The sequence below is a fragment of the Pseudomonas sp. S3(2024) genome, from assembly GCF_036861315.1.
Taxonomy (GTDB): Bacteria; Pseudomonadota; Gammaproteobacteria; order Pseudomonadales; family Pseudomonadaceae; genus Aquipseudomonas; species Aquipseudomonas putida_A.
The window spans coordinates 35,602-59,779 of record NZ_JAZAQQ010000012.1; the positions used below are offsets into that span (position 1 = coordinate 35,602).

Below are 24,178 nucleotides of genomic sequence, written 5' to 3' on the forward strand. Positions count from 1 at the left end.
TTCCGCGGCGACCTGTCCCTCAGCGTGTGATCCAGTTCCTATTTTGAACTTTCCGACATACGGTCATTCCGGTTGCCAATCATCCGACGCAGCAGCACGTTTTGCTGTGATTCAAGACAAGAAGTCCTGGGAAATCTTTACCATGCGTTTGCACTTGTTCAAGGCTCTACCGTTCGCCCTCGCCGCCTCTTTCGTCCAAGCACAATCCTTACCAGAAGCCATGCAACAGGCACTGGATGTCCATCCGGAAATCCAGGCGGGGGTCAACAGTCGTTTGGCCGCGGATTATCAGTTAAAGGCAGCCAAAGGTGGATACCTGCCCAAGGTCGATCTGCTGGGCGGTTATGGCCGTGAGGGCACTGACAGCGTGACCACGCGCGCCAACGGTGGCGGCAACCACTGGGAAACGTTGAACCGCAGCGAGTCAAGTTTACGTCTCTCGCAAATGGTTTTTGACGGTTTTGCCACGTCCAGCGAAGTCGGGCGTCAACAAGCCACCGTCAACTCGCGCGCCTACTCGCTGCTCGGCACTTCCGAGCGCACCGCGCTGACCGTCGCCCAGGTGTACCTGGACGTGCTGACCCGCCGCGAATTCGTGCGTCTGGCCGAAGAGAACCTCAAGAGCCACCAACGCATTTACGATCAGATCCAGCTACGCACCCAGCGCGGCGTTGGTAGCGGCGCTGACCTTGATCAGGCCGAAGCGCGGATGGCCCAGGCCCGCAACAACCTGATCACCGAACAGACCAACCTCGCCGACTCCGAGACCAACTTCCTCAGTGCCGTCGGCCAGATGCCAGACCAGCTGGAGCGTCCGGCGCCGTTCATGGCGATGATGCCGGCCAACCTCAATGAAGCGCGCCAGCAGATGCTGGAAAACAGCCCGATCCTGCGCTCGGCCGAGTCCGATATCGCCGCTGCCGAGAAGCAGTACGAAACCGCCAAGTCGACCTTTTACCCACGTTTCGACGCCGAGCTGGGTCGCACTGCCGACAACGATCTCGACGGTCAGAACGGCCACAACAACGAGTGGCAGGCGATGCTGCGCATGCGCTTCAACCTGTACTCGGGCGGCAGCAACAAGGCCGATCTGGAATCCAAGTCGTACCTGTCGAACCAGGCGCTGGACATCCGCAACAACGCCCTGCGTCAGTTGAACGAAGAACTGGGCCTGGCCTGGAACGCCCTGAACAACGCCAATGCGCAGGTGCCGATCGCTCAGCAGTACGTTGATCACAGCACCGCCGTGCGTACCGCCTACCAGCGTCAGTTCAGCCTCGGCGAGCGCACCCTGCTCGATTTGCTCGACAGCGAAAACGAGTTGTTCACCGCTTCGCGCCGTCTGGCCGAGATCAAGAACATTCAGTTATTTACTCAGTATCGAATCAAGGCGACCATGGGCGAGTTGCTCAAGAGCCAGGGAGTGGTCGCACCATTGGCATCCGTCGTGCAGAACGATGTGAAGCCGAAGGTCCAACTGCCCGGTATGAATTGAGCAGAACCTTCATTGTTCAATTGTTAGCCAAGAGTGCCGAGCGTGGAATCAGAAGTCAGTCGAGTTCAACTCATTCATGATCCGCGCGCGATGCACGACGATCCGTTACTGGATGGCTTGCTCGCTCTATGCATGTTGCACCAGAAGCCGGCCAGTGCCGCGATGCTGACCACTGGCCTGCCGTTGCCCAAGCAGCGCCTGAGTGTCGAGTTGCTGCCCCGCGCAGCGGCTCGCGCCGGGCTGCAGGGTCGGGTGCTGCAACGCAAGCTGGAAGAGATTCCGGCGATTGCCATGCCGGCGCTGTTGCTACTCAAGGATGGCCGCAGCGCCGTCCTGCTCGGCTGGCAAGGTGACAATGAAGCCCGGGTGCTGCTCAGCGAAAGCGACGGCGGCGAATCGGTGGTCAGCCGCGAACTGCTGGCTGACGACTACACCGGCAAAGTGTTCTTCGCCCAGCCGCAGCACAAATTCGACGTCAACCACGGCACGCTGATCCCGCGTGCACGCTCGTGGTTTCGCGACACCCTCAAGCGTTCACGCTGGCTGTATGCCGATGCGATCGCCGCCAGTTTCCTGATCAACATCATCGCCATGGCCGCGCCGCTGTTCGTGATGAACGTCTACGACCGTGTGGTGCCGAACCAGGCCGAGGCGACTCTGTGGGTGCTCGCGCTGGGCATCACCGGTGCCTACATTTTCGACCTGATCCTCAAAAGCCTGCGCAGCCTGTGCCTGGATCTGGCCGGCAAGAAAACCGACCTGATCATCTCCGCGACGCTGTTCGAGCGCATCGTCGGCATGGCCATGAAGTACCGCCCGGCGCGGGTCGGCAGCTTCGCGCAGAACATCCATGAGTTTCAGAGCCTGCGCGACTTCCTCGCCTCGCTGACCCTGACCAGCCTGATCGACCTGCCGTTCACCATCCTGATCTTCATCGTCATCGCGATTCTCGGCGGGCATCTGGTGTGGATTCCGGTGCTGGCGTTCCCGATTGCGCTGTTGATCGGCTATGCGTTGCAAAAGCCGCTGGTAGCGACCATGGAACGCACCATGGCGCTCGGCGCCGAGCGTCAGTCGAGCCTGATCGAAACCCTCGCCGGCCTCGATGCAGTCAAGGTCAACAATGCCGAAAGCGAACGCCAGTACCAGTGGGAACAGACCATCGGCACCCTCAGCCGCCTCGAACTGCGGGTGAAAATGCTCTCCGGTCTGGCGATGAATATCACCCTGCTGATCCAGCAACTGGCCGGGGTGATCATGATCGTCTTCGGCGTGTACCAGATCATCGCCGGCAACCTGAGCATGGGCGGTCTGATTGCCTGCTACATGCTCAGTGGCCGTGCGCTCAGCCCGCTGGCGTCGCTGTCCGGTCTGCTGACCCGCTACCAGCAGGCGCGGGTGACCATGACTTCCGTCGACCAGATGATGGAGCTGCCGCAGGAGCGCAATTTCGAAGAGCGTCCGCTGAGCCGCAAGGTGTTGCAGGGCGCGATCGAGTGCCGTCAGCTGAACTTCACCTACCCGGAACAGCAGAACCCGGCGCTGAAGAACATCAACCTGGTGATTCGTCCTGGCGAGAAGATCGGCATCATCGGCCGCAGCGGCTCGGGCAAGAGTTCGTTGGCGAAACTGCTGGTCGGCCTGTACCAACCGGACGACGGCGCGTTGCTGGTGGACGGCGTCGACATCCGCCAGATCGACGTCAGCGAGCTGCGCTACAACATCGGCTACGTGCCGCAGGACATCCAGCTGCTGGCCGGCACCCTGCGTGACAACCTGGTCTCCGGCGCGCGCTATGTAGAAGACGAGCTGGTACTGCAAGCCGCCGAACTGGCCGGCGTGCACGAATTCGCCCGCCTGCACCCGCAGGGTTATGAGCTGCAAGTCGGCGAGCGCGGGCAGAACCTGTCCGGTGGCCAACGGCAGAACGTTGCTCTGGCGCGGGCGCTGCTGCTCAATCCGCCGATCCTGCTGCTCGACGAACCGACCAGCGCCATGGACAACACCGGCGAAGAACGCCTCAAGCAGCGTCTGGCCGCCGTCGTTGAAAACAAGACCGTGGTGCTGGTGACGCACCGGGCCTCGCTGCTGTCGCTGGTCGACCGCCTGCTGGTGGTCGACCGTGGACAGATTCTCGCCGATGGCCCGAAAGCCGCCGTGATGGAAGCGTTGAAGAAGGGGCAGATCAGTGTTGCTTAAGTCGGGTGTCAAAGAGTCGATCCGTCGCTACTTCAAGGGTTCTGCCTCGCTGCAGGGCCAGCCGCTGCCGGAGGTCAACAAGGCGCTGATCGAGGACGCCCCGCGCGTCGTGCGCCTGACCATCTGGGCAATCATCGGCTTCTTCCTGTTCCTGCTGCTGTGGGCCAACTTCGCCGTGATCGACGAAGTGACCAAGGGCGACGGCAAGGCGATTCCGTCGTCGAAGATCCAGAAAATCCAGAACCTTGAGGGCGGGATTGTCTCGGAAATGTTCGTCAAGGAAGGTCAGATCGTCGAGGCCGGCGCACCGCTGATTCGTCTGGACGACACGCGATTTGCTTCCAACGTCGGCGAAACCGAGGCTGATCGGCTGTCGATGCTGCTGCGCGTCGAGCGTTTGAGCGCCGAGGTCGATGACCGTCCGCTGAATTTCCCTGAAGACGTGCTCAAAGCCGTGCCGGGCCAGGCGAAAAGCGAAGAATCGTTGTACATCAGTCGTCGTCAGCAACTGCACGACGAGATCGGCGGTTTGCAGGAGCAGTTGATCCAGCGTCAGCAAGAGCTGCGCGAGTTCAGCTCCAAGCAGGCGCAGTATCGCCAGCAACTGGGATTGCAGCGCCAGGAAATCAACATGTCCGAGCCGCTGGTGGCGCAGGGCGCCGTATCGCCGGTGGAAGTGCTGCGGCTCAAGCGTGCCGAAGTCGAAACCCGTGGTCAGCTCGACGCCACCACGTTGGCGATCCCGCGCGCCGAATCGGCCATCAAGGAAGTCCAGCGCAAGATCGACGAGACTCGCGGCAAATTTCGCAGCGATGCGCTGACCCAGCTCAACGAAGCCCGCACCGACCTGAACAAGGCCCAGGCCACCGGCAAGGCCCTGGAAGACCGGGTCAGCCGGACGCTGGTCACCTCGCCGGTACGCGGCATCGTCAACAAGTTGCTGGTCAACACCATCGGCGGTGTTATTCAGCCGGGCAGCGACATGGTGGAAATCGTGCCGCTGGATGACACCTTGCTGGTCGAAGCCAAGATCCGTCCGCAGGACATTGCGTTCCTGCATCCGGGGCAGGAAGCGATCGTCAAATTCACCGCGTACGACTACACCATTTATGGCGGGCTGAAAGCCAAACTGGAGCAGATCGGTGCCGACACCATCACCGACGAAGACAAGAAAACCACCTACTACATCATCAAGGTGCGCACCGAGCGCAGCCACCTGGGCACTGATGAAAAGCCGCTGCTGATCATTCCGGGGATGGTGGCGTCGGTGGATATCATCACCGGCAAGAAATCGGTGTTGAGCTATCTGCTCAAGCCGATCATCCGGGCGCGGGCGGAAGCACTGCACGAGCGCTAGGATCTTCAGCGCTGCGGCTGGCCTCTTCGCGAGCAAGCCCGCTCCCACATTTGATCTTCAGTGGACGCAGGTTCTGTGTTCGACCGGGATCCATTGTGGGAGCGGGCTTGCTCGCGAAGGGGCCAGCAAAATCACCACATCCCTGTCAGTAAGTGACACAAACCGTCACTCACCATCCAGTCCATTCCTCACCATCCGCCATATCGTTATTCATTAACGGTATTTAATTTCCAGTTCTTATAGCTTTAAAGTCATCCACCTGCGTACCTGCCGACCAATCGGCGCGCCGCACGACCTGAACCGACACGCAATCCAGCGTGAGTGTCTGATCGACGTGCGCGCCTGTGAGCGCGCCGTGCGTGGGAGATTGAAAGATGTCCGCAGCTACTGCCACCCCAAGCGCCGCGACTGCCGCGCCGCAAACCTTTGAAATTCGTCCGTTCAGCGGTGCCGTCGGTGCCGAGATCATCGGCCTGGACCTGACCCGGCCGGTCAACGATCAGGACTTCGCGCGCATTCATCGTGCGCACCTGGATCACCACGTGGTGGTGTTCCGCGACCAGCGCATCACCCCGCAACAGCAGATCGATTTCAGCCGCCGCTTCGGCGTGTTGCAGATTCACGTACTCAAGCAGTTCCTGCTGGCCAATCACCCGGAAATCCTCATCGTTTCCAACATCGTCGAGAACGGCCAGAACATCGGTCTGGGCGACGCCGGCAAGTTCTGGCACTCCGACCTTTCCTATAAAGAGCTGCCGAGTCTCGGCTCGATGCTGCATGCCCAGGAGTTGCCGTCCGAGGGCGGCGACACGCTGTTCGCCGACATGCACAAAGCCTGGGACAGCCTGCCGCAAGCGTTGCGCAAATCCGTGGAGGGGCGCTCGGCCGCACATTCCTACACTGCGCGTTACAGCGAGACCAAATTCGAAGGCAACTGGCGCCCGACCCTGACCCCGGAACAACTGGCGCAGGTCGCCGAAGTGGTACACCCGATCGTCCGTACCCACCCGGAAAACGGCCGCAAGGCGTTGTTCGTCAGCGAGGGCTTCACCACCCGCATCGTCGGTTTGCCGGAGGACGAGAGCCAGCAACTGCTGACCGAGCTCTACGCCCACAGCGTGCTGCCGCAAAACATCTACCGCCATCAGTGGCAGCCCCACGACATGGTGTTTTGGGACAACCGTTCGCTGATCCACCTCGCCGCCGGCTGCCCTGCGCACCTGCGCCGCAAGCTGTATCGCACGACCATTCAGGGCGACGCGCCTTTCTGATTTGCCGGAGATCCGATCATGTCCAAACGTCTTCCATTTGCACCGCTGGCGGCGGCCATTGGCCTCGGTTTCAGTCTCATCGCCGGCAGCCTGGTGGCGCCGGCCGTGGCCCACGCCGAAGGTGAAATCCGCATCGCCGAACAGTTCGGGATTGTCTATCTATTGCTCAACGTGGTGCGCGATCAGGGCCTGATCGAAAAGTACGGCAAGCAGCAAGGCCTCGACATCAAGGTCGACTGGACGCAGCTCTCGGGCGGCGCGGCGGTCAACGATGCGCTGTTGTCCGGTTCCATCGACATTGCCGGCGCCGGCGTCGGCCCGCTGTTGACCATCTGGGATCGCACCCACGGCAAGCAGAACGTCAAGGCAGTCGCCTCGCTCGGCAACTTCCCGTACTACCTGGTCAGCAACAATCCCAAGGTCAAAACCATTGCCGATTTCACCGAGAAGGACCGCATTGCGGTGCCGGCGGTGGGCGTGTCGGTGCAGTCGCGCTTCCTCCAATACGCGGCGGCCAAACAGTGGGGTGACAAGGAATTCAATCGCCTCGACAAGTACACCATCGCCGTACCGCACCCGGATGCGACCGCGGCGTTGATCGCCGGCGGCACCGAGCTGACAGGGCACTTCTCCAACCCACCGTTCCAGGATCAGGCGCTGCAGAACCCGAACGTGCACGTGGTGCTCAACTCCTACGACATCCTCGGCCCGAACTCGCCGACGGTGCTGTTCGCCACCGAGAAATTCCGCAACGACAATCCGAAAACCTACAAAGCCTTCGTCGAGGCGCTGACCGAAGCCGCACAATTTGCCCAGAACGATAAGGGCGCGGCGGCGGACACCTACATCCGCGTGACCAAGGCTAAAATTGACCGCGCCGAGCTGCTGAAAATCATCGACAACCCGCAATTCGAATTCAGCGTCACGCCGAAAAATACCTATCCACTGGCCGAATTCCTCTACCGCGTCGGTGCGATCAAGAACAAACCGGAATCGTGGAAGGACTACTTCTTCCAGGACGCCAAACCGCTGCAGGGGAGCTGATCGAGATGAATGCCCCTTTGCAAGGCCACGCGGCCAGCAACCCGGTCGCCAGTACGCAAGCGCTGCTGGCGGTGGATAACGTCAGCCTCGAATACCGCACCCCGCAGCGGGTGGTGCGCGCCACGCATCAGGTCAGTTTCGAGATCGATCCGGCGGACCGCTTTGTGCTGCTCGGCCCGTCCGGCTGTGGCAAGTCCACTTTGTTGAAAGCGGCCGCCGGGTTCATTGCGCCGAGCGAAGGCGAGATTCGCCTGCAAGGTCAGCGGGTCGATGGACCCGGTCCGGATCGGATCGTGGTGTTCCAGGAATTCGATCAACTGCCGCCGTGGAAAACCGTGAAACAGAACGTGATGTTTCCGCTGCTGGCCTCGCGAACCTTGAACAAAAAAGACGCCGAAGAGCGTGCACTGCACTACCTGGAAAAAGTCGGTCTGGCAGCATTCGCCGACGCCTATCCCCACACTTTGTCCGGCGGCATGAAGGCGCGGGTGGCGATTGCCCGCGCGCTGGCGATGCAGCCGAAAATCCTTCTGATGGACGAGCCGTTCGCCGCGCTGGACGCGCTGACCCGGCGCAAGATGCAGGAAGAATTGCTGCTGCTCTGGGAAGAGGTGCGCTTCACCTTGCTGTTCGTTACGCACTCGATCGAAGAAGCGCTGGTGGTCGGCAATCGCATCCTGCTGCTGTCGCCACATCCGGGGCGGGTGCGCGCTGAAGTGCACAGCCATCAATACGATCTGCAAAGCCTCGGCGGCGTGGCGTTTCAGGAATCGGCGCGGCGCATTCACCGTTTGCTGTTCGATGAGGGCCAGTCGCCGGAAACCGAGCGTGACCATGACTTCAACGACATTCGTATCGCTTATTGAGCGTTCTGGAGGGATTGCCCGATGAGCCAACCATCGTCTGTACGACAAGAGTTTGAAACGGTCCTTGAACCACTGACCAGCGTGCCGCTCGAGCGCGAACTGCCGCTGGGCCAACGCCTGTGGCAACAGGGCTGGCTGCGCAAAAGCCTGATCCTGATTCTGCTGGCGATCCTTTGGGAGGTGATCGCCCGGGTGCAGAACAACGACCTGCTGCTGCCAGGTTTTCTGCAGACCAGTCATGCGCTGTACGACGGCCTGCTCAGTGGTGAGTTGCTGGGCAAGGTGTGGATATCGCTGGTGGTGCTGATCAAGGGTTACCTGATCGGCATCGTGCTGGCGTTCGCCCTGACCACGCTGGCGGTGTCGACCCAGTTCGGTCGCGACTTGCTGAGCACCCTGACCTCAATGTTCAATCCGCTGCCGGCAATTGCCTTGCTGCCGCTGGCCTTGCTCTGGTTCGGGCTGGGGCAGAACAGTCTGATTTTCGTGCTGGTGCATTCAGTGCTGTGGGCGCTGGCGTTGAACACCTACGCCGGTTTTCTCGGCGTTTCGGAAACCCTGCGCATGGCCGGGCGTAATTACGGGCTGAAGGGCATGCGTTTTGTGCTGTTCATCCTGATCCCGGCAGCGCTGCCGTCGATTCTCGCCGGGCTGAAAATCGGCTGGGCGTTTGCCTGGCGCACGCTGATCGCCGCCGAACTGGTATTCGGTGCCACCAGCGGCAAGGGCGGGTTGGGCTGGTACATCTTCCAGAACCGCAACGAGCTGTACACCGACAAGGTGTTTGCCGGGTTGGCGGTGGTGATCCTGATCGGGTTGTTGGTGGAGAATCTGGTGTTCGATACGCTGGAGCGAGTGACGGTGAAGCGTTGGGGCATGCAGCGCTGAGATTTGTGATGGCAGGACCGGCGCCTTCGCGAGCAAGCCCGCTCCCACATTTTGGAATGCGTTCCCCTGTGGGAGCGGGCTTGCTCGCGAAGGCGTCCTTTCAGCCGCCGCCAAATTTGAAGGATGTTTGCTAGCATTGCGCCTGAATCAATCCAGATCAGCCACGAGTGCTCTGTATGCAACTCCCGGACATGAACCTCCTGGTCGCCCTCGATGCCCTGCTCGACGAGGGCAGTGTGGTCGGCGCCGCGCGGCGGATGAACCTCAGCCCCGCCGCCATGAGCCGCACTCTGACGCGGATCCGCGAGGCGATCGGCGATCCGATCCTGGTACGCGCCGGTCGCGGCCTGGTGCCAACCCCCAAAGCCCTCGAATTGCGCGAGCAGGTGCGCGATGTCGTCGAGCAAGCGGCGCTGCTGTTTCGCTCCGCCGACAGCGTGGATCTGGGCACGTTGCGCCGGCGCTTCAGCATCCGCGCCAACGACTTTTTCATCGGCGTGTATGGCGGCAAACTGTTCGATACCCTCGACCAGCAGGCGCCGCACTGCGAATTGCGCTTCGTCCCCGAGGGCGATGGCGACGATGAAGCGCTGCGCGAAGGACGGATCGATCTGAGTGTCAGCAACACCCGTCCGGTGACCCCGGAAGTCAAAGTGCAGAACCTGTTCTCCACGCATTTCGTCGGTCTGGTGCGTGAGGATCATCCACTGCTCGACGGCGAAATCACTGCCGAGCGCTATGCCGGTTACTCGCATATCAGCATGTCGCGCCGTGGCATTGCTCGTGGCCCCATCGACACTGCGCTGAACGCCTTGGGACTGGAGCGGCGAGTGGCGGTAATTGCGCCAAGCTTCCACGCGGCGATGTTCGCCTTGCCCGATTCCGACCTGATCCTGCCGGTGCCCAAGGAAGCGTTGCTCAGCGTGCGCCGGCTGGGCCTGAAGCTGCGCTCGTTCAATCTGCCGATTCCGTTGCCGACGCTGATGCTGACCCAGGCCTGGCACCCCCGCTTCGACAAGGACCCGGCGCACCGCTGGCTGCGTGAAACCCTCAAGGCGTGTTGTGACGAGACGTGGCTGGCCGCGCAACCCTGATACAAGCAGAGTCCGTGTGGGAGGGGGCTTGCTCCCGAAGGCGTCGTGTCAGGTACCGCACAGGTTGAATGATCCACCGCTTTCGCGAGCAAGCCCGCTCCCACATTGGATATTCATTGCTGCACTGAGCGCACTTATAACCTGCCAATAAGTCAATTTTCGTCAGCAGTAAGCCTTACTAAAATGCTCCGGTATTTTTCCTTCCGGAGTGTGTATCCATGACATCCCTGTCGGTTCCGGCGCCCATTGCTGCGGCCAGTCCGGCGACGGCGGCTGCGCCACCGGTGTTCGGGGCGCGAATCATCACCGGCCTGGTTGGCGTGCTGCTGGCAGTGCTGGTCTCGGGCCTCAACGAGATGGTGACCAAAGTCGCACTGGCCGACATTCGGGGCGCGCTGAACATCGGTTATGACGAAGGCACCTGGCTGGTGTCCTGCTATGCCGCGACCTCGGTGGCGGCGATGGCGTTCGCGCCGTGGTGCTCGGTGACCTTTTCGCTGCGCCGTTTCACCCTCTGCGCGATCAGCCTGTTCACGCTGCTCGGCGTGCTGTGCCCGTTCGCCCCGAATTACGAAAGCCTGCTGCTGATGCGCACCCTGCAAGGGCTGGCCGGCGGCGCGTTGCCGCCGATGCTGATGACCGTTGCGCTGCGCTTTCTGCCGGCCAATTTCAAACTCTATGGTCTGGCCGGTTATGCGCTGACGGCGACGTTCGGCCCGGGTCTCGGCACGCCGCTGGCTGGCTTATGGAGTGAATACGTCGGCTGGCAATGGACGTTCTGGCAAATCATCGTGCCGTGCCTGATTGCCATGGCAATGGTCGCTTGGGGGATTCCGCAGGATCCGCTGCGTCTGGAGCGCCTCAAGACCTTCAACTGGAAGGGCCTGCTGCTGGGCTTCCCGGCGATCTGCATGCTGGTGATCGGCTTGCTCCAGGGCAATCGGCTGGACTGGTTCGAGTCGAGCCTGATCTGCGGTTTGCTCGGCGCCGGTTCGCTGTTGCTGGTGGCGTTTCTGATCAATGAATGGTCGCAGCCGATTCCGTTTTTCAAGTTGCAGATGCTCGGCATCCGCAACCTGGCGTTCGCCCTGATGACCCTGGCCGGGGTGCTGGTGGTGTTGCAGGCGGTGGTGCTGATCCCGTCGAGCTATCTGGCGCAGGTCCAGGGTTATCGCCCGGTGCAGACCGCGCCGATCATGCTGATCGCCGCGTTGCCGCAACTGATCGCGCTGCCGCTGGTGGCGGCGCTGTGCAACTTGCGCTGGGTCGATTGCCGCTGGGTGCTCGGCATCGGTTTGAGCATGTTGACCCTGTCCTGCATGGGGGGCTCGCTGCTGACTTCGGAGTGGATCCGCGACAATTTCTACGTCCTGCAATGGCTGCAGATTTTCGGTCAGCCAATGTCGGTGCTGCCGCTGTTGATGCTCTCGACCGGCAGCATCCAGCCGCAGGACGGGCCGTTCGCCTCCGCGTGGTTCAACACGGTGAAAGGCCTGGCGGCGGTGATCGCCACCGGAGTCATTGAGGCGCTGACCACCGCGCGCCTGCATTTCCACTCGACCATGTTGATCGACAACCTCGGCAACTCACCGCTGGCCGATCGCAGCGACCCGGGCCTCGCCCATCGCCTGCACGAACAGGCCGTGGTGCTGACTTCCTCTGATCTCTATGTGTGCATGGCTGGCGTCGCGGTGGCGCTGATCCTACTGATTTTTTGGCTGCCGACGCGGATCTTTCCGCCCCGTGCGCCGACCTGATTGCTTCACTGATACCGAAGGTTTTTATGACGACTCAAGCAAAGCAAAAACTCGCGGTGGCCGTGGCGGCCGCACTGGCCGTTGGCGTGTTGCTGTACCTGGCGGTGCCGGGACTGTTCGGCAAGCGTACCCAGCAAAATACCAACGACGCGTTCGTTTCCGCCGACTTCACCCTGGTGGTGCCGCGCGTGGCCGGGTTCATCAAGGAAGTGCTGGTGGAAGACAACCAGCAGGTCAAGGCCGGGCAGTTGCTGGCGCTGATCGATGATCGCGATTTGCGCGCCGCCGCTGAAGCGGCCGATGCGCAAACCCTGGTCGCCCGGGCTCAGCTGCAAAACGCCAAGGCCACGCTGGAGCGGCAGACGTCGGTGATTGCTCAGGCGCAGGCCTCGGTGGTCTCGGCCAAGGCAGAAATGGCCTTCGCCCAGCAGGAACTCAATCGCTACAACCACCTCGCCGGTGTAGGTGCCGGCACGGTGCAGAACGCGCAACAGGCCCGCACGCGCATCGATCAGGCGAGCGCTCGGCTCGATACCGCCAGCGCGAAACTGGCGGCCGAGCGTAAGCAGGTAGAGATTCTCACGGCGCAGCGCGATGCTGCCGAAGGCAATCTGAAGCACGCGCAGGCGGCCCTGGAAATCGCCAGTTTCGAGTTGTCCTACACCCGGATCACCGCGCCGCAGGACGGCATGATCGGCGAGCGTGCTGTGCGCGTCGGCGCTTATGTCACGCCGGGCAGCAAGCTGCTGGCGGTGGTGCCGTTGCAGCAGGCGTATGTGGTCGCCAATTTTCAAGAAACCCAACTGACGGACGTGCAGCCGGGCCAGCACGTGCAGGTGCGCGTCGACAGCCTCGGCGGCGAGGCCTTGAGCGGTCGCGTCGAAAGCATTGCCCCGGCGACTGGCGTGACATTCGCCGCGGTGAAACCGGACAACGCCACGGGTAACTTCACCAAGGTCGTGCAGCGGATTCCGGTGAAGATCGTGCTTGAACCGGGTCAGCCGTTGGCCGAGCGTTTGCGTGTGGGCATGTCGGTGGAGGCGAGTATCGACACTCGCCGTTCGGCGCCGGCGGAGCGCGAGGTGACTCAGCGATGAACAGCGTTGATAGAACTGACGCCTTCGCGAGCAAGCCCGCTCCCACCGGGGGAACGCATTACCCAATGTGGGAGCGGGCTTGCTCGCGAAGAGGCCAGTGGCAGCAACTCGCACTCGGTGCCTTGCTCGCTCTTGGCCTCAGCGCCTGCACCGTCGGCCCGGACTTCCACAGGCCCGAAGCCACACAGATCGCCGACTGGGCCAAACCCGCCAAGTCCGCCCCCAGCCAAGCCGTCAGCGAACCGCTGAACGAACGCTGGTGGGAGGTTTTCCACGACCCGCAACTCTCAGCCCTGACCCAGCGGGCGATGAACAGCAACCTCGATCTGCAACTGGCCAGCAGCCGCTTGCAACAAAGCCGTGCCGCGCGCCAGGTGATCACCGCGGATCGCTACCCGAACACCGCCGCTACCGGCAGCTACGCGCGTAAACGCAACAGTGGCGAAGGCCTGAATGACCCGTCCGGGCACAACGGCGATTCCGCTTTCAACCTGTGGGACGCCGGTTTCTCCGCGTCCTGGGAACTGGATTTCTGGGGCCGCGTGCGCCGTGAAACCGAAGCCGCCGATGCCAACCTCGAAGTCGCCGAAAACGACCGACGCGGTGTGCTGCTGGCAGTGCTGGCCGAAACCGCGCAGAACTATATCCAGCTGCGCGGCGTGCAAAACACTCGCGCCGTCACCGAGCAGAACCTCGACGTCGCCCGGCACAGCCTCAAGCTTTCGCAACTGCGCCTGAGCGATGGTGTGGCAACCGATCTCGACGTCGCCGAAGCCGCCGCGCAGGTCGCGGCCATCGAATCGCGCCTGCCGGCCCTCGAGCAGCGTCAGTCGCAATTGATCAACGCGATCAGCCTGCTGATGGGCGAACCGCCCCAGGCCCTGGCCAAGGAGTTATCCACAGATGGCGCGGTGCCGCAGTCACCGCTGCAAGTCGCCATCGGCCTGCCGTCGCAGCTGGCCGAACGCCGGCCGGACATCCGGCAGGCCGAGGCGCGCCTGCATGCCGCCACCGCCAACATCGGCGTGGCCAAGGGCGATTTTTATCCGCGCATCACCCTGTCCGGCAACCTCGGATCGCAAGCGATGCAACTGAGCGATTTCGGCTCCTGGGGCTCGCGCGCGTTCGGCATCGGCCCGCAATTGAGCCTGCCGCTGTTCGACGGCGGACGCCTGCGCGGCATGCTGCAACTGCGCGAAGCCCAGCAACAGGAAGCGGCCATCGCCTATCAGCAAACCGTGCTGAGCGCCTGGCATGAAATCGACGACCAACTGACGGCTTACAACGCCAGCCAACGCCGCCGCGACAGCCTCGCCGAAGCCGTGCGGCAGAACCAGATCGCCCTGCGCACCGCACAGCAGCAGTACGTCGAAGGCGTGGTCGATTTCGTCAACGTCCTCACCGTTCAAGGCGCGTTGCTGGCGACTCAGGAGCAGTGGGTGGAAAGCTCGACCGGCGTTTCGCTGGCGATGGTCGGGTTGTACCGAGCGTTGGGCGGGGGCTGGGAGTCGGTGTATCCGGCGGGGGAGATGGCGCAACGCTGATGGCCTGAACTGGAAATGCCGAGGGCTGTTTGGGATTGGCCGGGGTGCCGGATGTCGTGAAAGCGCACACCGCCATCGACGGCTCTCCTGTGGCTGACCTAAAGTGACGGGCAGGTTCGGCTCCATCCCGTTCGCGATATTCCGGCACAGCAAGAGGATGCAATGGCGGCACACAGAGAAACGCCGGTTGGCGACACGCAGGATCCGCGCGCGGTCCCGGGTGCATGGCTGGTGGCCTTGCGTCTGCTTCGCTGGGCCAGAGAGCACTGGTTGTTACCGATCATGCTGCTCGCGGCGGCGGTGCGTTTTTTCGACCTGACGGCGGCGGCGATCTGGTTCGACGAAGGCTCCAGCGTCCTGCTGAGCCAGTTTCCACTGGCCGAGATCTGGGGGCTAGCGGCCCACGACGTGCACCCACCGCTGTATTTCCTGCTGCTGCACGGCTGGATCGGGCTGTTCGGTGACGGCATCCTGTCCATTCGCTTGATGAGTGCGCTGCCGGGCATCATTACCGTCGGCCTCGGTGTGTGGCTGGTGGATCTGCTCGCCACCCGTCGCGCTGCGTTGCTGGCCGGGCTATTGCTGGCGTTGTTGCCCACGGCCGTGCGCTACAGCCAGGAAGTGCGCATGTATTCGCTGCTCGGCATGTGGCTGATCGGGGCGACGATTGCGTTGGTCTACTGGGTGCGCCAGCCGCGGCGGCATCGTTATCTGGTGGCCTATGCGTTGCTGATGACAGCAGCGTTCTACACCCACTACTTCACCGTTCTGTGCGTGATCAGCCACTGGCTGTATCTGACAGCGGTGCGCGTGCAGCCGGGGTATCGGCTGCGGCATATTCAGCGTCCGGCCTGGTGGCTGGCCAACTTGAGCATCGCGTTGCTGTACATGCCGTGGGTGTCCAACCTGCTTGATCTGCTGCAGCACATCCCGGAACTCAAGGCCAGCAATGACATAGGCTGGGAAGATCCGGTGACCGTCAGCTCATTGCCGTCGATGGTCTGGTCGTTGCTGATCCAGGACGACGGCATGACCTTGCCGGGGTGGCTGTTTTTGCTTTTGCCATTGGCGCTGGTAGCCGTGATTGCTGTTGCCCTGCATCGTGATCGCAGCGTATTTCGCGGCAGCTTGTTGTTGCTGTGCTACAGCGTGATGCCGATTCTGCTGGTGTTTGGCGTGTCGTTCATCTCGCCGGTGTTCATCGAGCGGTATTTGACGGCCTATGCGTTGGGGTTGCCGATGCTGGTGGCGCTGGCGGTCGATCGGCTGTACACAGGTTCTCGCGTTCTGGCGCTGGCGATTCTGGTGCTGTTCGTCGGGGTCGAACTGGTGGGTGTGAAGAACAACGCCACGGTCGACAGCAATGATCAGTTCAGCGTGCTGGTCGACTACGTCAATCGACACTTCACCGAGGGTGACCGGATCGTCACCAGCGACATGATGTGGTACCTCAGCTACATCTACTACAACCGCACTGACGCGCAGATCCGTCTGTATACGCCACCAGCGGCGGATGGGCGTTCCACGCGTCCCAATGCCTACGGATTTGGCACTTTGGTCGGCGAGGAGGTTTTCCTTGATCAGCTTGGTGACGTGTCCAAGGGCAGCACGCGGATGTGGTTGATCGGCACGCTGGATGAACCCGATGAGTTTGCGGCGTTGCCTGAAGGCTGGCAGCGGCAGAGCGATGTCCATGCAGGCGGCGCATTTGCACGTTTGTACGTGAGGGAGCCGAGCGCCGATAAACCGGGCGGGTGATCGCAGGCTCAGGATTTGCCCGACAAATCCGCCATCCCCTTGAGCAATTCGATCGGCAACGGAAAGACGATCGTCGAGCTCTTGTCGCCGGCAATCGAACTCAGGGTCTGCATGTAGCGCAATTGCATGGCACCGGGCTGGCGGCCGAGCATTTCGGCGGCTTGCATGAGTTTTTCCGAGGCCTGCAGTTCGCCTTCGGCGTGAATCACCTTGGCCCGGCGTTCGCGTTCGGCTTCGGCCTGTTTGGCAATCGCACGCACCATCGATTCATTGAGATCAACGTGCTTGATCTCGACGTTGGCGACCTTGATGCCCCAGGCGTCGGTCTGGGCGTCGAGCACCTGCTGGATGTCGATGTTCAACTGCTCGCGTTCGGCCAGCAGTTCATCCAGCTCATGTTTGCCGAGCACCGCGCGCAGGGTGGTCTGCGCCAGTTGGCTGGTGGCCGAGAGAAAGTCTTCGACCTGAATGATCGCCTTCTGCGGGTCGAGCACGCGGAAGTACAGCACCGCATTGACCTTTACCGAGACGTTGTCGCGGGTGATCACATCCTGTGGCGGCACGTCGAGGACCACGGTGCGCAGGTCGACCCGGATCATTTGCTGCACCACCGGAATCAGCAGGATCAGCCCCGGGCCCTTGACCTGCCAGAAGCGCCCGAGCTGGAACACCACGCCGCGCTCGTACTCACGCAGGATGCGGAAGGTCGACCCGGCGAGGGCGATCACCAACAGCAGCAGTGCAACGAAACCGATTTGCAGACCCATGATCACTCTCCGTGTCGCACCGCGTCAGTCGCGGCGACTTTCAGCAGTAAGCCCTTACGCCCGACCACGCGCACCGATTGCCCGGCGTGCAGCGGTGTCGTGCTGTGCACTTGCCAGTGTTCACCCTGCAATTGCACCCAGCCGTTGTGGGCGTTTTGCGCTTGCACGGTGGTCACCGCCGTCACGCTGCCGACCAGCCCGGCATCGCCGCTGACGGCGTGGCGCGGGCGGGTTTTCAAGGCGCGGACGATCAATGCGATCAGCAGCAGGGCGCTGAGCAGGCCGAGGCCGATGATCATCGGCACCGGCAACTCGGCGTTGCCCAGAATCAGCGCGCCGATGACGAACATGATGATCCCGCCGAGGCCGATCACCCCGTAGTTGGGCAGCGCGGCTTCGGCGATCAGAAAGGCAATGCCGAGGGTGATCAGCCACAGGCCGACCGGATTGACCGCCGTCGGCAGGACATCAGCCGCGAGGGCTGAGCCGCTGGTCAGCAGTATCAGGAAAAACGTGCAACATCGGCTGTTCACGTGACCCTCCGGGAGAGTCATGGGTGTTTCCTTAAGTCTAGTTGAGCCTGGCGCCGGATGAATTTTGATCAATAAGCGTATGTGTCCAATGAGCGGATTTCTCTTCATCAGCAACTGGCCGAACTAGACTCAGCAGAACAGGCACAACGTTCAGCGGGACACCGAGGTGCAGCATGCGTATGGCAAAAAAAGTGCAGAGCAGCCTGAACCGGGCGCACTGCGAATATGACATCGTGGCCCACCGCCACTCGGCCAGCAGTCTGGAAACCGCACGGGTTTCCGGGGTGCCCGCCGAACGCGTGGCCAAGTCGGTCATTCTCGACGACCATCACGGGCATTACCTGATGGCCGTGCTGCCGGCCAGTCGGCATCTGGACTTGAGTAAAGTGCGCATTCGCGGCGAATGGCAGATCACCCGGGAGAGCAACCTGGCGCATATCTTCGATGACTGCGAACGCGGCGCGGTGCCGCCGCTCGGTGATTCCTACGGCCTGGACATGGTCATCGACCCGCTGTTGACCCGGCAGAAAGACATCTACCTGGAAGCCGGCAACCACAATTACCTGCTGCACATGAGCATGCCCGAGTTTCTGAAAATGGTGCCGCATGCCGAGGTGCGGGAGTTGAGTCATTAGGTTCTGTAGCGCTTTCGCGGACGCCTTCGCGAGCAAGCCCGCTCCCACAGGTTGAACGCGTTCCCCCTGTGGGAGCGAGCCTGCTCGCGAATAATCTCCCACCCACCGCATTCTTGAAGGAGTCCTCCATGGACCAGCCCACCCACAGCCTGCCGTCCCTGTTCAAACAACTGGGACTGGACAACGACCCGACCAGCATCGACCAATTCATCGCCACCCACTCACCACTCAAACCCGAGCTGCACCTGGCGGACGCGTTTTTCTGGAGCAAGAGCCAGGCGGATTTTTTGCGGGATGAGATTTTTGATGATGCGGACTGGGCGGAGGTGGTGGATCAGTTGAATGTGTTGTTGCGCAAGGGGCGGGTTTTGTAGGACTGAAGTAAAACCTTATTACAGAATGTCCGCAGGATCCCTATCGATGTTGGAGTAGCTTGCCAATTCAACAATCCGGAGCCGTCGATGCAATCATTTTTGCCAGTCAGAACAATTGATGTTGACGCGCTTGGGGACTGTATTGAGGCAGTGATCGAAAGCATCTCCAACGGGCCTGTCGAGTTTCGGAAGCACGACACAACAGTGGCTGTGCTGATTTCGCCAGAAATTTATGAAGCGATCCTGAATAAGCTGGATGATTTCGATTTGGTGTCAATCACATATTCGCGCAGGAACGAAGTAGGGGTAGCCATCGAGCTGGATGAACTATAGAAATTCTCTGCCGAGAAGATTTGTTTCAAAACTTGACTGAAATTCCCCGCCAATGCGATATTGATAGTTAGCAAACTAACAGTGTGCATTTTCCCGTGGCGAATTCCCTCGACGCTCTCCAGATGAACATCAGCAGTGCCATGGTGGTGGCCGCCAGGCATTGGCGGAAGATCTGCCAGACCACGCTGGTCAACTATGGAATCTCCGAAGCCTGCGCCGTGCCGTTGTTGATGATCGGGCGGTTGGGCGAGGGTGTGCGTCAGGTGCAGGTGGCGCAGGCAGCCGGGATGGAGAGTCCGTCGCTGGTGCGTCTGCTCGATCAGTTGTGCCACGCCGGCTACGTCTGCCGCACCGAAGATGCGCAGGATCGCCGGGCCAAGTGCCTGAGCCTGACTGACACCGGCCGTGAACTGGTGCAAGCGGTGGAGATCGAACTGGTGCGTCTGCGTCATGAAGTGCTCGAAGGCATCGACCAGAGTGATCTGGAAGCTACGCTTCGGGTACTGCGAGCTTTTGAGGCGGCCAATCCGCCTGTGGTGGTCAATTCTTGAACGGTTTTTTCTCTGGCATCCCGCCTGCCCGGGACTGGTTCTACGGGGTCCGTACCTTTGCAGCGTCGATGATCGCGCTGTACATCGCCTTGCTCATGCAAATGCCGCGTCCGTATTGGGCGATGGCCACGGTGTATATCGTCTCCAGCCCGTTTCTCGGGCCGACCAGTTCCAAGGCGCTGTACCGCGCCATCGGTACCTTTCTCGGGGCGGCGGCGGCGGTGCTGTTCGTGCCGATGTTCGTGCAGAGTCCCTATGTGCTGGTGGTGGTGATTGCCTTGTGGACGGGGATTTTGCTGTTCCTGTCGCTGCACCTGCGTACCGCCAATAGTTACGCACTGATGCTGGCCGGCTACACCTTGCCGCTGATTGCCTTGCCGACGGTGGATAATCCGCTGGCGGTGTGGGACGTGGCGGAGGCGCGCACCGAAGAGATTTTTCTCGGCATCGCCGTGGCGGCGGTGGTCGGCGCGATGTTCTGGCCGCGGCGTCTGGCGCCGGTGTTCAACGACGCAGTGGGCAAGTGGTTCGCCGACGCCACCACCTACAGCCTGAAGTTTCTCAGCCGCGACGTGCAGCCTGAACAGATCGCCACGCTGCGCATGGCCATGGTCGCCAATTTCAACAGCCTCGAATTGATGATCGGCCAGTTGCCCCACGAAGGCGCTCGACCGCAAACCGTGCGCAACACCAAGGAGCTGCGCGGGCGGATGATCCACCTGTTGCCGGTGATCGACGCGCTGGAAGACTCGCTCTATGCCCTTGAGCGACGCACACCGGAACTGGTGGAAAAGTTTGCCCCGCTGTTGACCGCGACCCAGCAATGGCTCGGCCATAACGACGCCGATCTCGAACGGTGGCAGGCGCTCAAGGATCAACTCCAGGCCCTGCAGCCAAGCTGCGAGGCGCTGGAAGATCGCAAGCAATTGCTGTTCTCCAACGCGATTTATCGCCTCGGCGAATTCATCGATCTGTGGCAGGACTGCCGCAGTTTGCAGGACGCGATTCTCTGCGAGCGCCAGGACAGCTGGCGCGCGGTGTACCGGCACTGGCGCCTCGGGCGGCTGACGCCGTTTCTCGATCGCGGGATGATGCTGTATTCGGTGGCCTCGACCGTTCTGGCGATCATCGTCGCTTCGGTGCTGTGGATTCTGCTCGGCTGGCCGGACGGTGGCAGCGCGGTGATTCTGGCGGCGGTAGCGTGCAGTTTCTTCGCCTCGATGGACGACCCGGCACCGCAGATCTACCGGTTCTTTTTCTGGACCGGGATGTCGGTGCTGTTCGCCAGCCTTTACCTGTTTCTGATTCTGCCGAACCTGCACGATTTCCCGATGCTGGTACTGGCGTTTGCGGTTCCGTTCATCTGTGTCGGCACCCTGACGGTGCAGCCACGCTTCTTCCTCGGCATGCTCCTGACGTTGGTCAACACCTCGTCGTTCATCAGCATTCAGGGCGCTTACGACGCGGACTTCTTCGCCTTCGTGAACTCCAACCTGGCCGGCCCTCTGGGCCTGCTGTTCGCGTTTATCTGGACCCTGATCGCCCGCCCGTTCGGCGTCGAGCTGGCCGCCAAACGTCTGACCCGCTTCAGCTGGAAAGACATCGTGCGCATGACCGAGCCGGCCAATCTGGCCGAACATCGGCATCTGGGCGTGCAGTTGCTCGACCGTTTGATGCAGCACTTGCCGCGTCTGGCCATGACCGGCCAGGACACCGGGATTGCCATGCGTGAAGTGCGCGTCGGCTTGAACCTGCTCGATCTGCTGGCTTACACGCCAAGGGTCAGCGGCGCGCCGAAGGCCCTGCTGCAGCAAGTGGTGGCTGAGGTCGGCGAGTATTTTCGCGCGTGTCTGAAGGCCGGCGAACGCTTGCCGGCACCGAGTCCTTTATTGATGACCATGGATCGCGCCCGCCGTGCGCTCAAAGGCCACGGCGATGAAGAAACCCGGCTAAACCTGTTGCATGCCTTGAGCGGTTTGCGCCTGGCGCTGCTGCCCGGTGTGGAATTCGTCAGCACCAGCGATGCCGAAGAACCGCTGCCCGATGGAGCGCCCCTATGATCGGTGATCTGGATATCAGCGGGATTTTCCTGCCCACCCTGCTGGTGCTGATGGGCATCACCTATGTGTTGTTTTTGCTGGTGCATGGCGTGCTCACGCGCCTGCACTTTTACCGTCTGGTCTGGCACCGGGCATTGTTCAACGTGGCGCTCTACGCCGTGCTGCTGTACGGCGTGGACTCACTCAGTCGATACCTGATGACATGAAAAAACCGTTTCTGACTATCGGTCGCGTGGTCCTGACCCTGCTGATCGTGACTTTTGCCGTCGTCCTCGTCTGGCGCATGGTGATGTATTACATGTTTGCGCCGTGGACCCGCGACGGCCACATCCGCGCCGACATCATCCAGATCGCTCCGGACGTGTCCGGGCTGATCCAGCAGGTCGAGGTCAAGGACAACCAGTTGATCAAACGCGGCCAGGTGCTGTTCAGCATCGACCAGGACCGTTTCAAACTGGCTCTGCGTCAGGCTAAAGCGGCGGTCGCCGATCGCGAAGAAACCCTGGCCCAGGCGCAGCGCGAAGCCAAGCGAAACCGTGGCCTGGGCAACCTGGTGCCGGCCGAACAGCTGGAAGAAAGCCAGTCGAAAGTCGCCCGCGCGCAATCGGCGCTGGCCGAAGCGCTGGTGACGGTGGACAGCGCCCAGCTCAACCTGGATCGTTCGGTGATCCGCAGCCCGGTGGACGGCTACGTCAACGACCGCGCGCCGCGTGTGCAGGAATTCGTCACCGCCGGGCGGCCGGTGCTGTCGGTGGTGGACAGCAACTCGTTCCACATCGACGGCTATTTCGAAGAAACCAAACTCGACGGCATTCATGTCGGTCAGTCGGTGGATATCCGCGTGATCGGCGACAAAGCCAAGCTGCGCGGGCATGTTGAAAGCATTGTCGCCGGTATCGAAGACCGCGACCGCACCAGCGGCAACAACCTGCTGCCCAACGTCAACCCGGCGTTCAGCTGGGTGCGGCTGGCGCAGCGGATTCCGGTGCGCATCGCCTTTGACGAGGTGCCGGAAGACTTCCGCATGATCGCCGGGCGTACCGCTACCGTGTCGATCATCGACGATAAAACGCAGGAGCCCGCGCAATGAACAGGGTCCTGATGATCGCCGGGTTGGGCATGATGCTCTCGGCGTGTCAGATGGTCGGGCCGGACTATCACCTGCCCGCTGACGCCGCGGTGCAGCGCAAGGACTTTCAGGGCGAACTGGCGGTGGAAGGCAAACCGGTGGTTTCAGCGCCGGTACCTGCTGACTGGTGGCGGCTGTATAAGGACCCGCGTCTGGATCAACTGGTGCAGCAGGCCATGGCGTCCAACACTGATTTGCGCGTGGCGGCGGCGAACCTTCAACGGGCTCGCGCGCAAGTCGATGAGGCTGAAGCGGCGGGTGGCTGGAGCGCAGGCGTGAAGATGGGCGCGCAGCGTTTGCAGGAATCCGGGCAGGCGTTCTTGCTGCCGGAAAAAGTCCCGGTCGACAACGTCGGCGATATTGGCATCAGCGCGTCTTATCAGTTCGATCTATGGGGCACCCTGCAACGCGGTATCGAAGGCGCGAAGGCTAACGCCGATGCGACTCAAGCAGCGGCTGACACCGCACGCATCACTTTGGTGGCCGACGTGGTTCGCGCCTACACCCAGGTCTGCGCGGCCAACGAAGAGCGGGAAATTGCCCAGCACTCCCTCGACCTGCAATCGCAGAGCACTACGCTGATCCAGCGCCTGCGCGATGCCGGGCGTGGTGATGAAACCCAGGTCACCCGTTCGCAAACCCAATTCAAGTCGTTGCGCGCCGACTTGCCGCGCTATGAGGCAGCGCGTCAGGCCGGGTTGTTCCGCCTGTCGATGCTGCTGGCCAAACCGGTCGAGCAATTGCCGGCCGGTACCGCCACTTGTGCCGAACTGCCGAAAATTGCCCAACTGGTGCCGGTGGGCGACGGTGCGGCGCTGCTCAAGCGTCGTCCCGATATCCGTCAGGCGGAACGTCGCTTGGCGGCCTCGACAGCGGGCATCGGCGTCGCTACGGGCGAGCTGTATCCGGACATCAGCATCGGCGCGACTATCGGCACCGTCGGTCTTATTGACGACTTGGGCGATCCGTCGACCAACCGCTGGGGTTTCGGCCCGTCATTGAGCTGGAAGGTGCCGACCAACGGCGCCCGTGCGCGGATCCGTGAAGCCGAGGCCAACACCCAGGCCGCACTGGCGCATTTCGACGGCGTGGTGCTCAACGCCATCCGCGAAACCCAGACCGGTCTGGCCCAGTACAGCGCGCTGCTGCAACGCCGCGACGCCCTGGCCGATGCCGAGCAATCGGCAAAACTGGCGGCGGACCAGACCCACCGCTTCTTCCAGGCCGGGCGCGAGTCGTTCCTCGCCGACCTGCAGGCGACCCGCACCTACACCGACGTCACCGCGCAACTGGCCGCCGCCAACACCCAGGTCGCCATGAGCCAGATCGATTTATTCCTCGCCCTCGGTGGCGGTTGGGAAAGCGGACGAACGCAAGCCTCAAGCGCCAGCAAACCCTGAAGCCGTTGCTATGCTTTGAAGTGTTG

At 61.8% G+C, this 24,178-nt stretch carries 22 protein-coding genes; 20 read left to right on the top strand and 2 right to left on the bottom strand.

Annotation, left to right across the window (positions count from 1 at the left end):
- Positions 1–142: 142 nt before the first annotated feature.
- The 12 genes from VLA07_RS23905 (at position 143) to VLA07_RS23960 (ending at position 16,370) form a co-directional block, all read left to right on the top strand.
- Entirely contained in the window at positions 143–1,495 is a 1,353-nt protein-coding gene (locus tag VLA07_RS23905; protein WP_329699117.1) for a TolC family outer membrane protein, read from the top strand.
- Positions 1,496–1,537: 42 nt separating this feature from the next.
- Entirely contained in the window at positions 1,538–3,694 is a 2,157-nt protein-coding gene (locus VLA07_RS23910; RefSeq protein ID WP_027611114.1) for a type I secretion system permease/ATPase, read from the top strand.
- Positions 3,684–5,051, top strand: a complete 1,368-nt coding sequence (locus VLA07_RS23915) for an HlyD family type I secretion periplasmic adaptor subunit (protein WP_096796933.1) — start codon at positions 3,684–3,686, stop codon at positions 5,049–5,051. The genes VLA07_RS23910 and VLA07_RS23915 overlap by 11 nt, the downstream gene beginning before the upstream one ends.
- Positions 5,052–5,425: 374 nt before the next feature.
- Positions 5,426–6,322 (top strand): TauD/TfdA dioxygenase family protein, encoded by an 897-nt coding sequence (locus tag VLA07_RS23920; protein WP_333991862.1) that lies wholly within the window; start codon positions 5,426–5,428, stop codon positions 6,320–6,322.
- Between the two features lie 18 nt (positions 6,323–6,340).
- Entirely contained in the window at positions 6,341–7,366 is a 1,026-nt protein-coding gene (locus VLA07_RS23925) for an ABC transporter substrate-binding protein (protein WP_333991863.1), read from the top strand.
- A gap of 5 nt (positions 7,367–7,371) precedes the next feature.
- The gene (locus VLA07_RS23930; RefSeq protein WP_027611118.1) at positions 7,372–8,232 is read left to right on the top strand and encodes an ABC transporter ATP-binding protein; all 861 of its coding nucleotides are present in this window, start codon (positions 7,372–7,374) and stop codon (positions 8,230–8,232) included.
- A 21-nt stretch (positions 8,233–8,253) separates the two neighbouring features.
- The gene (locus VLA07_RS23935) at positions 8,254–9,120 is read left to right on the top strand and encodes an ABC transporter permease (RefSeq protein ID WP_095137828.1); all 867 of its coding nucleotides are present in this window, start codon (positions 8,254–8,256) and stop codon (positions 9,118–9,120) included.
- A gap of 176 nt (positions 9,121–9,296) precedes the next feature.
- Positions 9,297–10,214 (top strand): LysR family transcriptional regulator, encoded by a 918-nt coding sequence (locus VLA07_RS23940; RefSeq protein WP_041070933.1) that lies wholly within the window; start codon positions 9,297–9,299, stop codon positions 10,212–10,214.
- 218 nt (positions 10,215–10,432) lie between these two features.
- Positions 10,433–11,971: an MFS transporter gene (locus VLA07_RS23945; protein ID WP_333991869.1), complete on the top strand. Its 1,539-nt coding sequence runs from the start codon at positions 10,433–10,435 to the stop codon at positions 11,969–11,971.
- Positions 11,972–11,997: 26 nt separating this feature from the next.
- Positions 11,998–13,068 carry an HlyD family secretion protein gene (locus tag VLA07_RS23950; RefSeq protein WP_333991872.1) on the top strand — a complete coding sequence of 357 codons (1,071 nt, stop codon included), beginning with the start codon at positions 11,998–12,000 and terminating at the stop codon, positions 13,066–13,068.
- Positions 13,065–14,612 (top strand): efflux transporter outer membrane subunit, encoded by a 1,548-nt coding sequence (locus tag VLA07_RS23955; protein WP_333991875.1) that lies wholly within the window; start codon positions 13,065–13,067, stop codon positions 14,610–14,612. The genes VLA07_RS23950 and VLA07_RS23955 overlap by 4 nt, the downstream gene beginning before the upstream one ends.
- A gap of 162 nt (positions 14,613–14,774) precedes the next feature.
- Entirely contained in the window at positions 14,775–16,370 is a 1,596-nt protein-coding gene (locus tag VLA07_RS23960) for a glycosyltransferase family 39 protein (RefSeq protein ID WP_333991878.1), read from the top strand.
- Positions 16,371–16,378: 8 nt separating this feature from the next.
- On the opposite strand, the gene VLA07_RS23965 is transcribed toward VLA07_RS23960, so the two are convergent.
- Entirely contained in the window at positions 16,379–17,137 is a 759-nt protein-coding gene (locus VLA07_RS23965; protein WP_333991879.1) for a slipin family protein, read from the bottom strand.
- Between the two features lie 2 nt (positions 17,138–17,139).
- Positions 17,140–17,691 (bottom strand): NfeD family protein, encoded by a 552-nt coding sequence (locus VLA07_RS23970; protein WP_333991881.1) that lies wholly within the window; start codon positions 17,689–17,691, stop codon positions 17,140–17,142.
- 152 nt (positions 17,692–17,843) lie between these two features.
- Here VLA07_RS23970 and VLA07_RS23975 point away from each other — a divergent pair, with 152 nt between their 5' ends.
- The 8 genes from VLA07_RS23975 to VLA07_RS24010 all read left to right on the top strand — a co-directional run bounded on the left by VLA07_RS23975 (position 17,844) and on the right by VLA07_RS24010 (position 24,152).
- On the top strand, positions 17,844–18,305 hold the full coding sequence (locus VLA07_RS23975) for an aminoacyl-tRNA deacylase (protein ID WP_027611126.1): 462 nt from the start codon (positions 17,844–17,846) through the stop codon (positions 18,303–18,305).
- Positions 18,306–18,433: 128 nt separating this feature from the next.
- Complete coding sequence (locus VLA07_RS23980; RefSeq protein ID WP_333991886.1) at positions 18,434–18,679, top strand: DUF2789 domain-containing protein; 246 nt, start codon at positions 18,434–18,436, stop codon at positions 18,677–18,679.
- A gap of 87 nt (positions 18,680–18,766) precedes the next feature.
- Entirely contained in the window at positions 18,767–19,012 is a 246-nt protein-coding gene (locus tag VLA07_RS23985; protein ID WP_041070983.1) for a hypothetical protein, read from the top strand.
- Between the two features lie 122 nt (positions 19,013–19,134).
- Positions 19,135–19,563, top strand: coding sequence for a MarR family winged helix-turn-helix transcriptional regulator (locus VLA07_RS23990; protein WP_201236054.1), 429 nt, complete (start codon positions 19,135–19,137; stop codon positions 19,561–19,563).
- Entirely contained in the window at positions 19,560–21,623 is a 2,064-nt protein-coding gene (locus VLA07_RS23995; RefSeq protein WP_333991890.1) for an FUSC family protein, read from the top strand. Before VLA07_RS23990 ends, VLA07_RS23995 begins: the two co-directional genes overlap by 4 nt.
- Complete coding sequence (locus tag VLA07_RS24000) at positions 21,620–21,829, top strand: DUF1656 domain-containing protein (RefSeq protein WP_027611129.1); 210 nt, start codon at positions 21,620–21,622, stop codon at positions 21,827–21,829. The genes VLA07_RS23995 and VLA07_RS24000 overlap by 4 nt, the downstream gene beginning before the upstream one ends.
- Positions 21,826–22,713: an efflux RND transporter periplasmic adaptor subunit gene (locus VLA07_RS24005; RefSeq protein ID WP_097086795.1), complete on the top strand. Its 888-nt coding sequence runs from the start codon at positions 21,826–21,828 to the stop codon at positions 22,711–22,713. The genes VLA07_RS24000 and VLA07_RS24005 overlap by 4 nt, the downstream gene beginning before the upstream one ends.
- On the top strand, positions 22,710–24,152 hold the full coding sequence (locus VLA07_RS24010) for an efflux transporter outer membrane subunit (RefSeq protein WP_333991893.1): 1,443 nt from the start codon (positions 22,710–22,712) through the stop codon (positions 24,150–24,152). The genes VLA07_RS24005 and VLA07_RS24010 overlap by 4 nt, the downstream gene beginning before the upstream one ends.
- Positions 24,153–24,178 lie beyond the last annotated feature (26 nt).

What these genes read in the sequence shown, in the direction of transcription:
- VLA07_RS23950 (WP_333991872.1), top strand. Translation starts at nt 11,998, where the DNA reads ATGACGACTCAAGCAAAGCAAAAACTCGCGGTGGCCGTGGCGGCCGCA.
- VLA07_RS23920 (WP_333991862.1), top strand. Translation starts at nt 5,426, where the DNA reads ATGTCCGCAGCTACTGCCACCCCAAGCGCCGCGACTGCCGCGCCGCAA.
- VLA07_RS23960 (WP_333991878.1), top strand. Translation starts at nt 14,775, where the DNA reads ATGGCGGCACACAGAGAAACGCCGGTTGGCGACACGCAGGATCCGCGC.
- VLA07_RS23940 (WP_041070933.1), top strand. Translation starts at nt 9,297, where the DNA reads ATGCAACTCCCGGACATGAACCTCCTGGTCGCCCTCGATGCCCTGCTC.
- VLA07_RS23985 (WP_041070983.1), top strand. Translation starts at nt 18,767, where the DNA reads ATGCAATCATTTTTGCCAGTCAGAACAATTGATGTTGACGCGCTTGGG.
- VLA07_RS24005 (WP_097086795.1), top strand. Translation starts at nt 21,826, where the DNA reads ATGAAAAAACCGTTTCTGACTATCGGTCGCGTGGTCCTGACCCTGCTG.
- VLA07_RS24000 (WP_027611129.1), top strand. Translation starts at nt 21,620, where the DNA reads ATGATCGGTGATCTGGATATCAGCGGGATTTTCCTGCCCACCCTGCTG.
- VLA07_RS23925 (WP_333991863.1), top strand. Translation starts at nt 6,341, where the DNA reads ATGTCCAAACGTCTTCCATTTGCACCGCTGGCGGCGGCCATTGGCCTC.
- VLA07_RS23905 (WP_329699117.1), top strand. Translation starts at nt 143, where the DNA reads ATGCGTTTGCACTTGTTCAAGGCTCTACCGTTCGCCCTCGCCGCCTCT.
- VLA07_RS23930 (WP_027611118.1), top strand. Translation starts at nt 7,372, where the DNA reads ATGAATGCCCCTTTGCAAGGCCACGCGGCCAGCAACCCGGTCGCCAGT.
- VLA07_RS23935 (WP_095137828.1), top strand. Translation starts at nt 8,254, where the DNA reads ATGAGCCAACCATCGTCTGTACGACAAGAGTTTGAAACGGTCCTTGAA.
- VLA07_RS24010 (WP_333991893.1), top strand. Translation starts at nt 22,710, where the DNA reads ATGAACAGGGTCCTGATGATCGCCGGGTTGGGCATGATGCTCTCGGCG.
- VLA07_RS23965 (WP_333991879.1), bottom strand. Translation starts at nt 17,137, where the DNA reads ATGGGTCTGCAAATCGGTTTCGTTGCACTGCTGCTGTTGGTGATCGCC.
- VLA07_RS23955 (WP_333991875.1), top strand. Translation starts at nt 13,065, where the DNA reads ATGAACAGCGTTGATAGAACTGACGCCTTCGCGAGCAAGCCCGCTCCC.
- VLA07_RS23975 (WP_027611126.1), top strand. Translation starts at nt 17,844, where the DNA reads ATGCGTATGGCAAAAAAAGTGCAGAGCAGCCTGAACCGGGCGCACTGC.
- VLA07_RS23990 (WP_201236054.1), top strand. Translation starts at nt 19,135, where the DNA reads ATGAACATCAGCAGTGCCATGGTGGTGGCCGCCAGGCATTGGCGGAAG.
- VLA07_RS23980 (WP_333991886.1), top strand. Translation starts at nt 18,434, where the DNA reads ATGGACCAGCCCACCCACAGCCTGCCGTCCCTGTTCAAACAACTGGGA.
- VLA07_RS23945 (WP_333991869.1), top strand. Translation starts at nt 10,433, where the DNA reads ATGACATCCCTGTCGGTTCCGGCGCCCATTGCTGCGGCCAGTCCGGCG.
- VLA07_RS23970 (WP_333991881.1), bottom strand. Translation starts at nt 17,691, where the DNA reads ATGACTCTCCCGGAGGGTCACGTGAACAGCCGATGTTGCACGTTTTTC.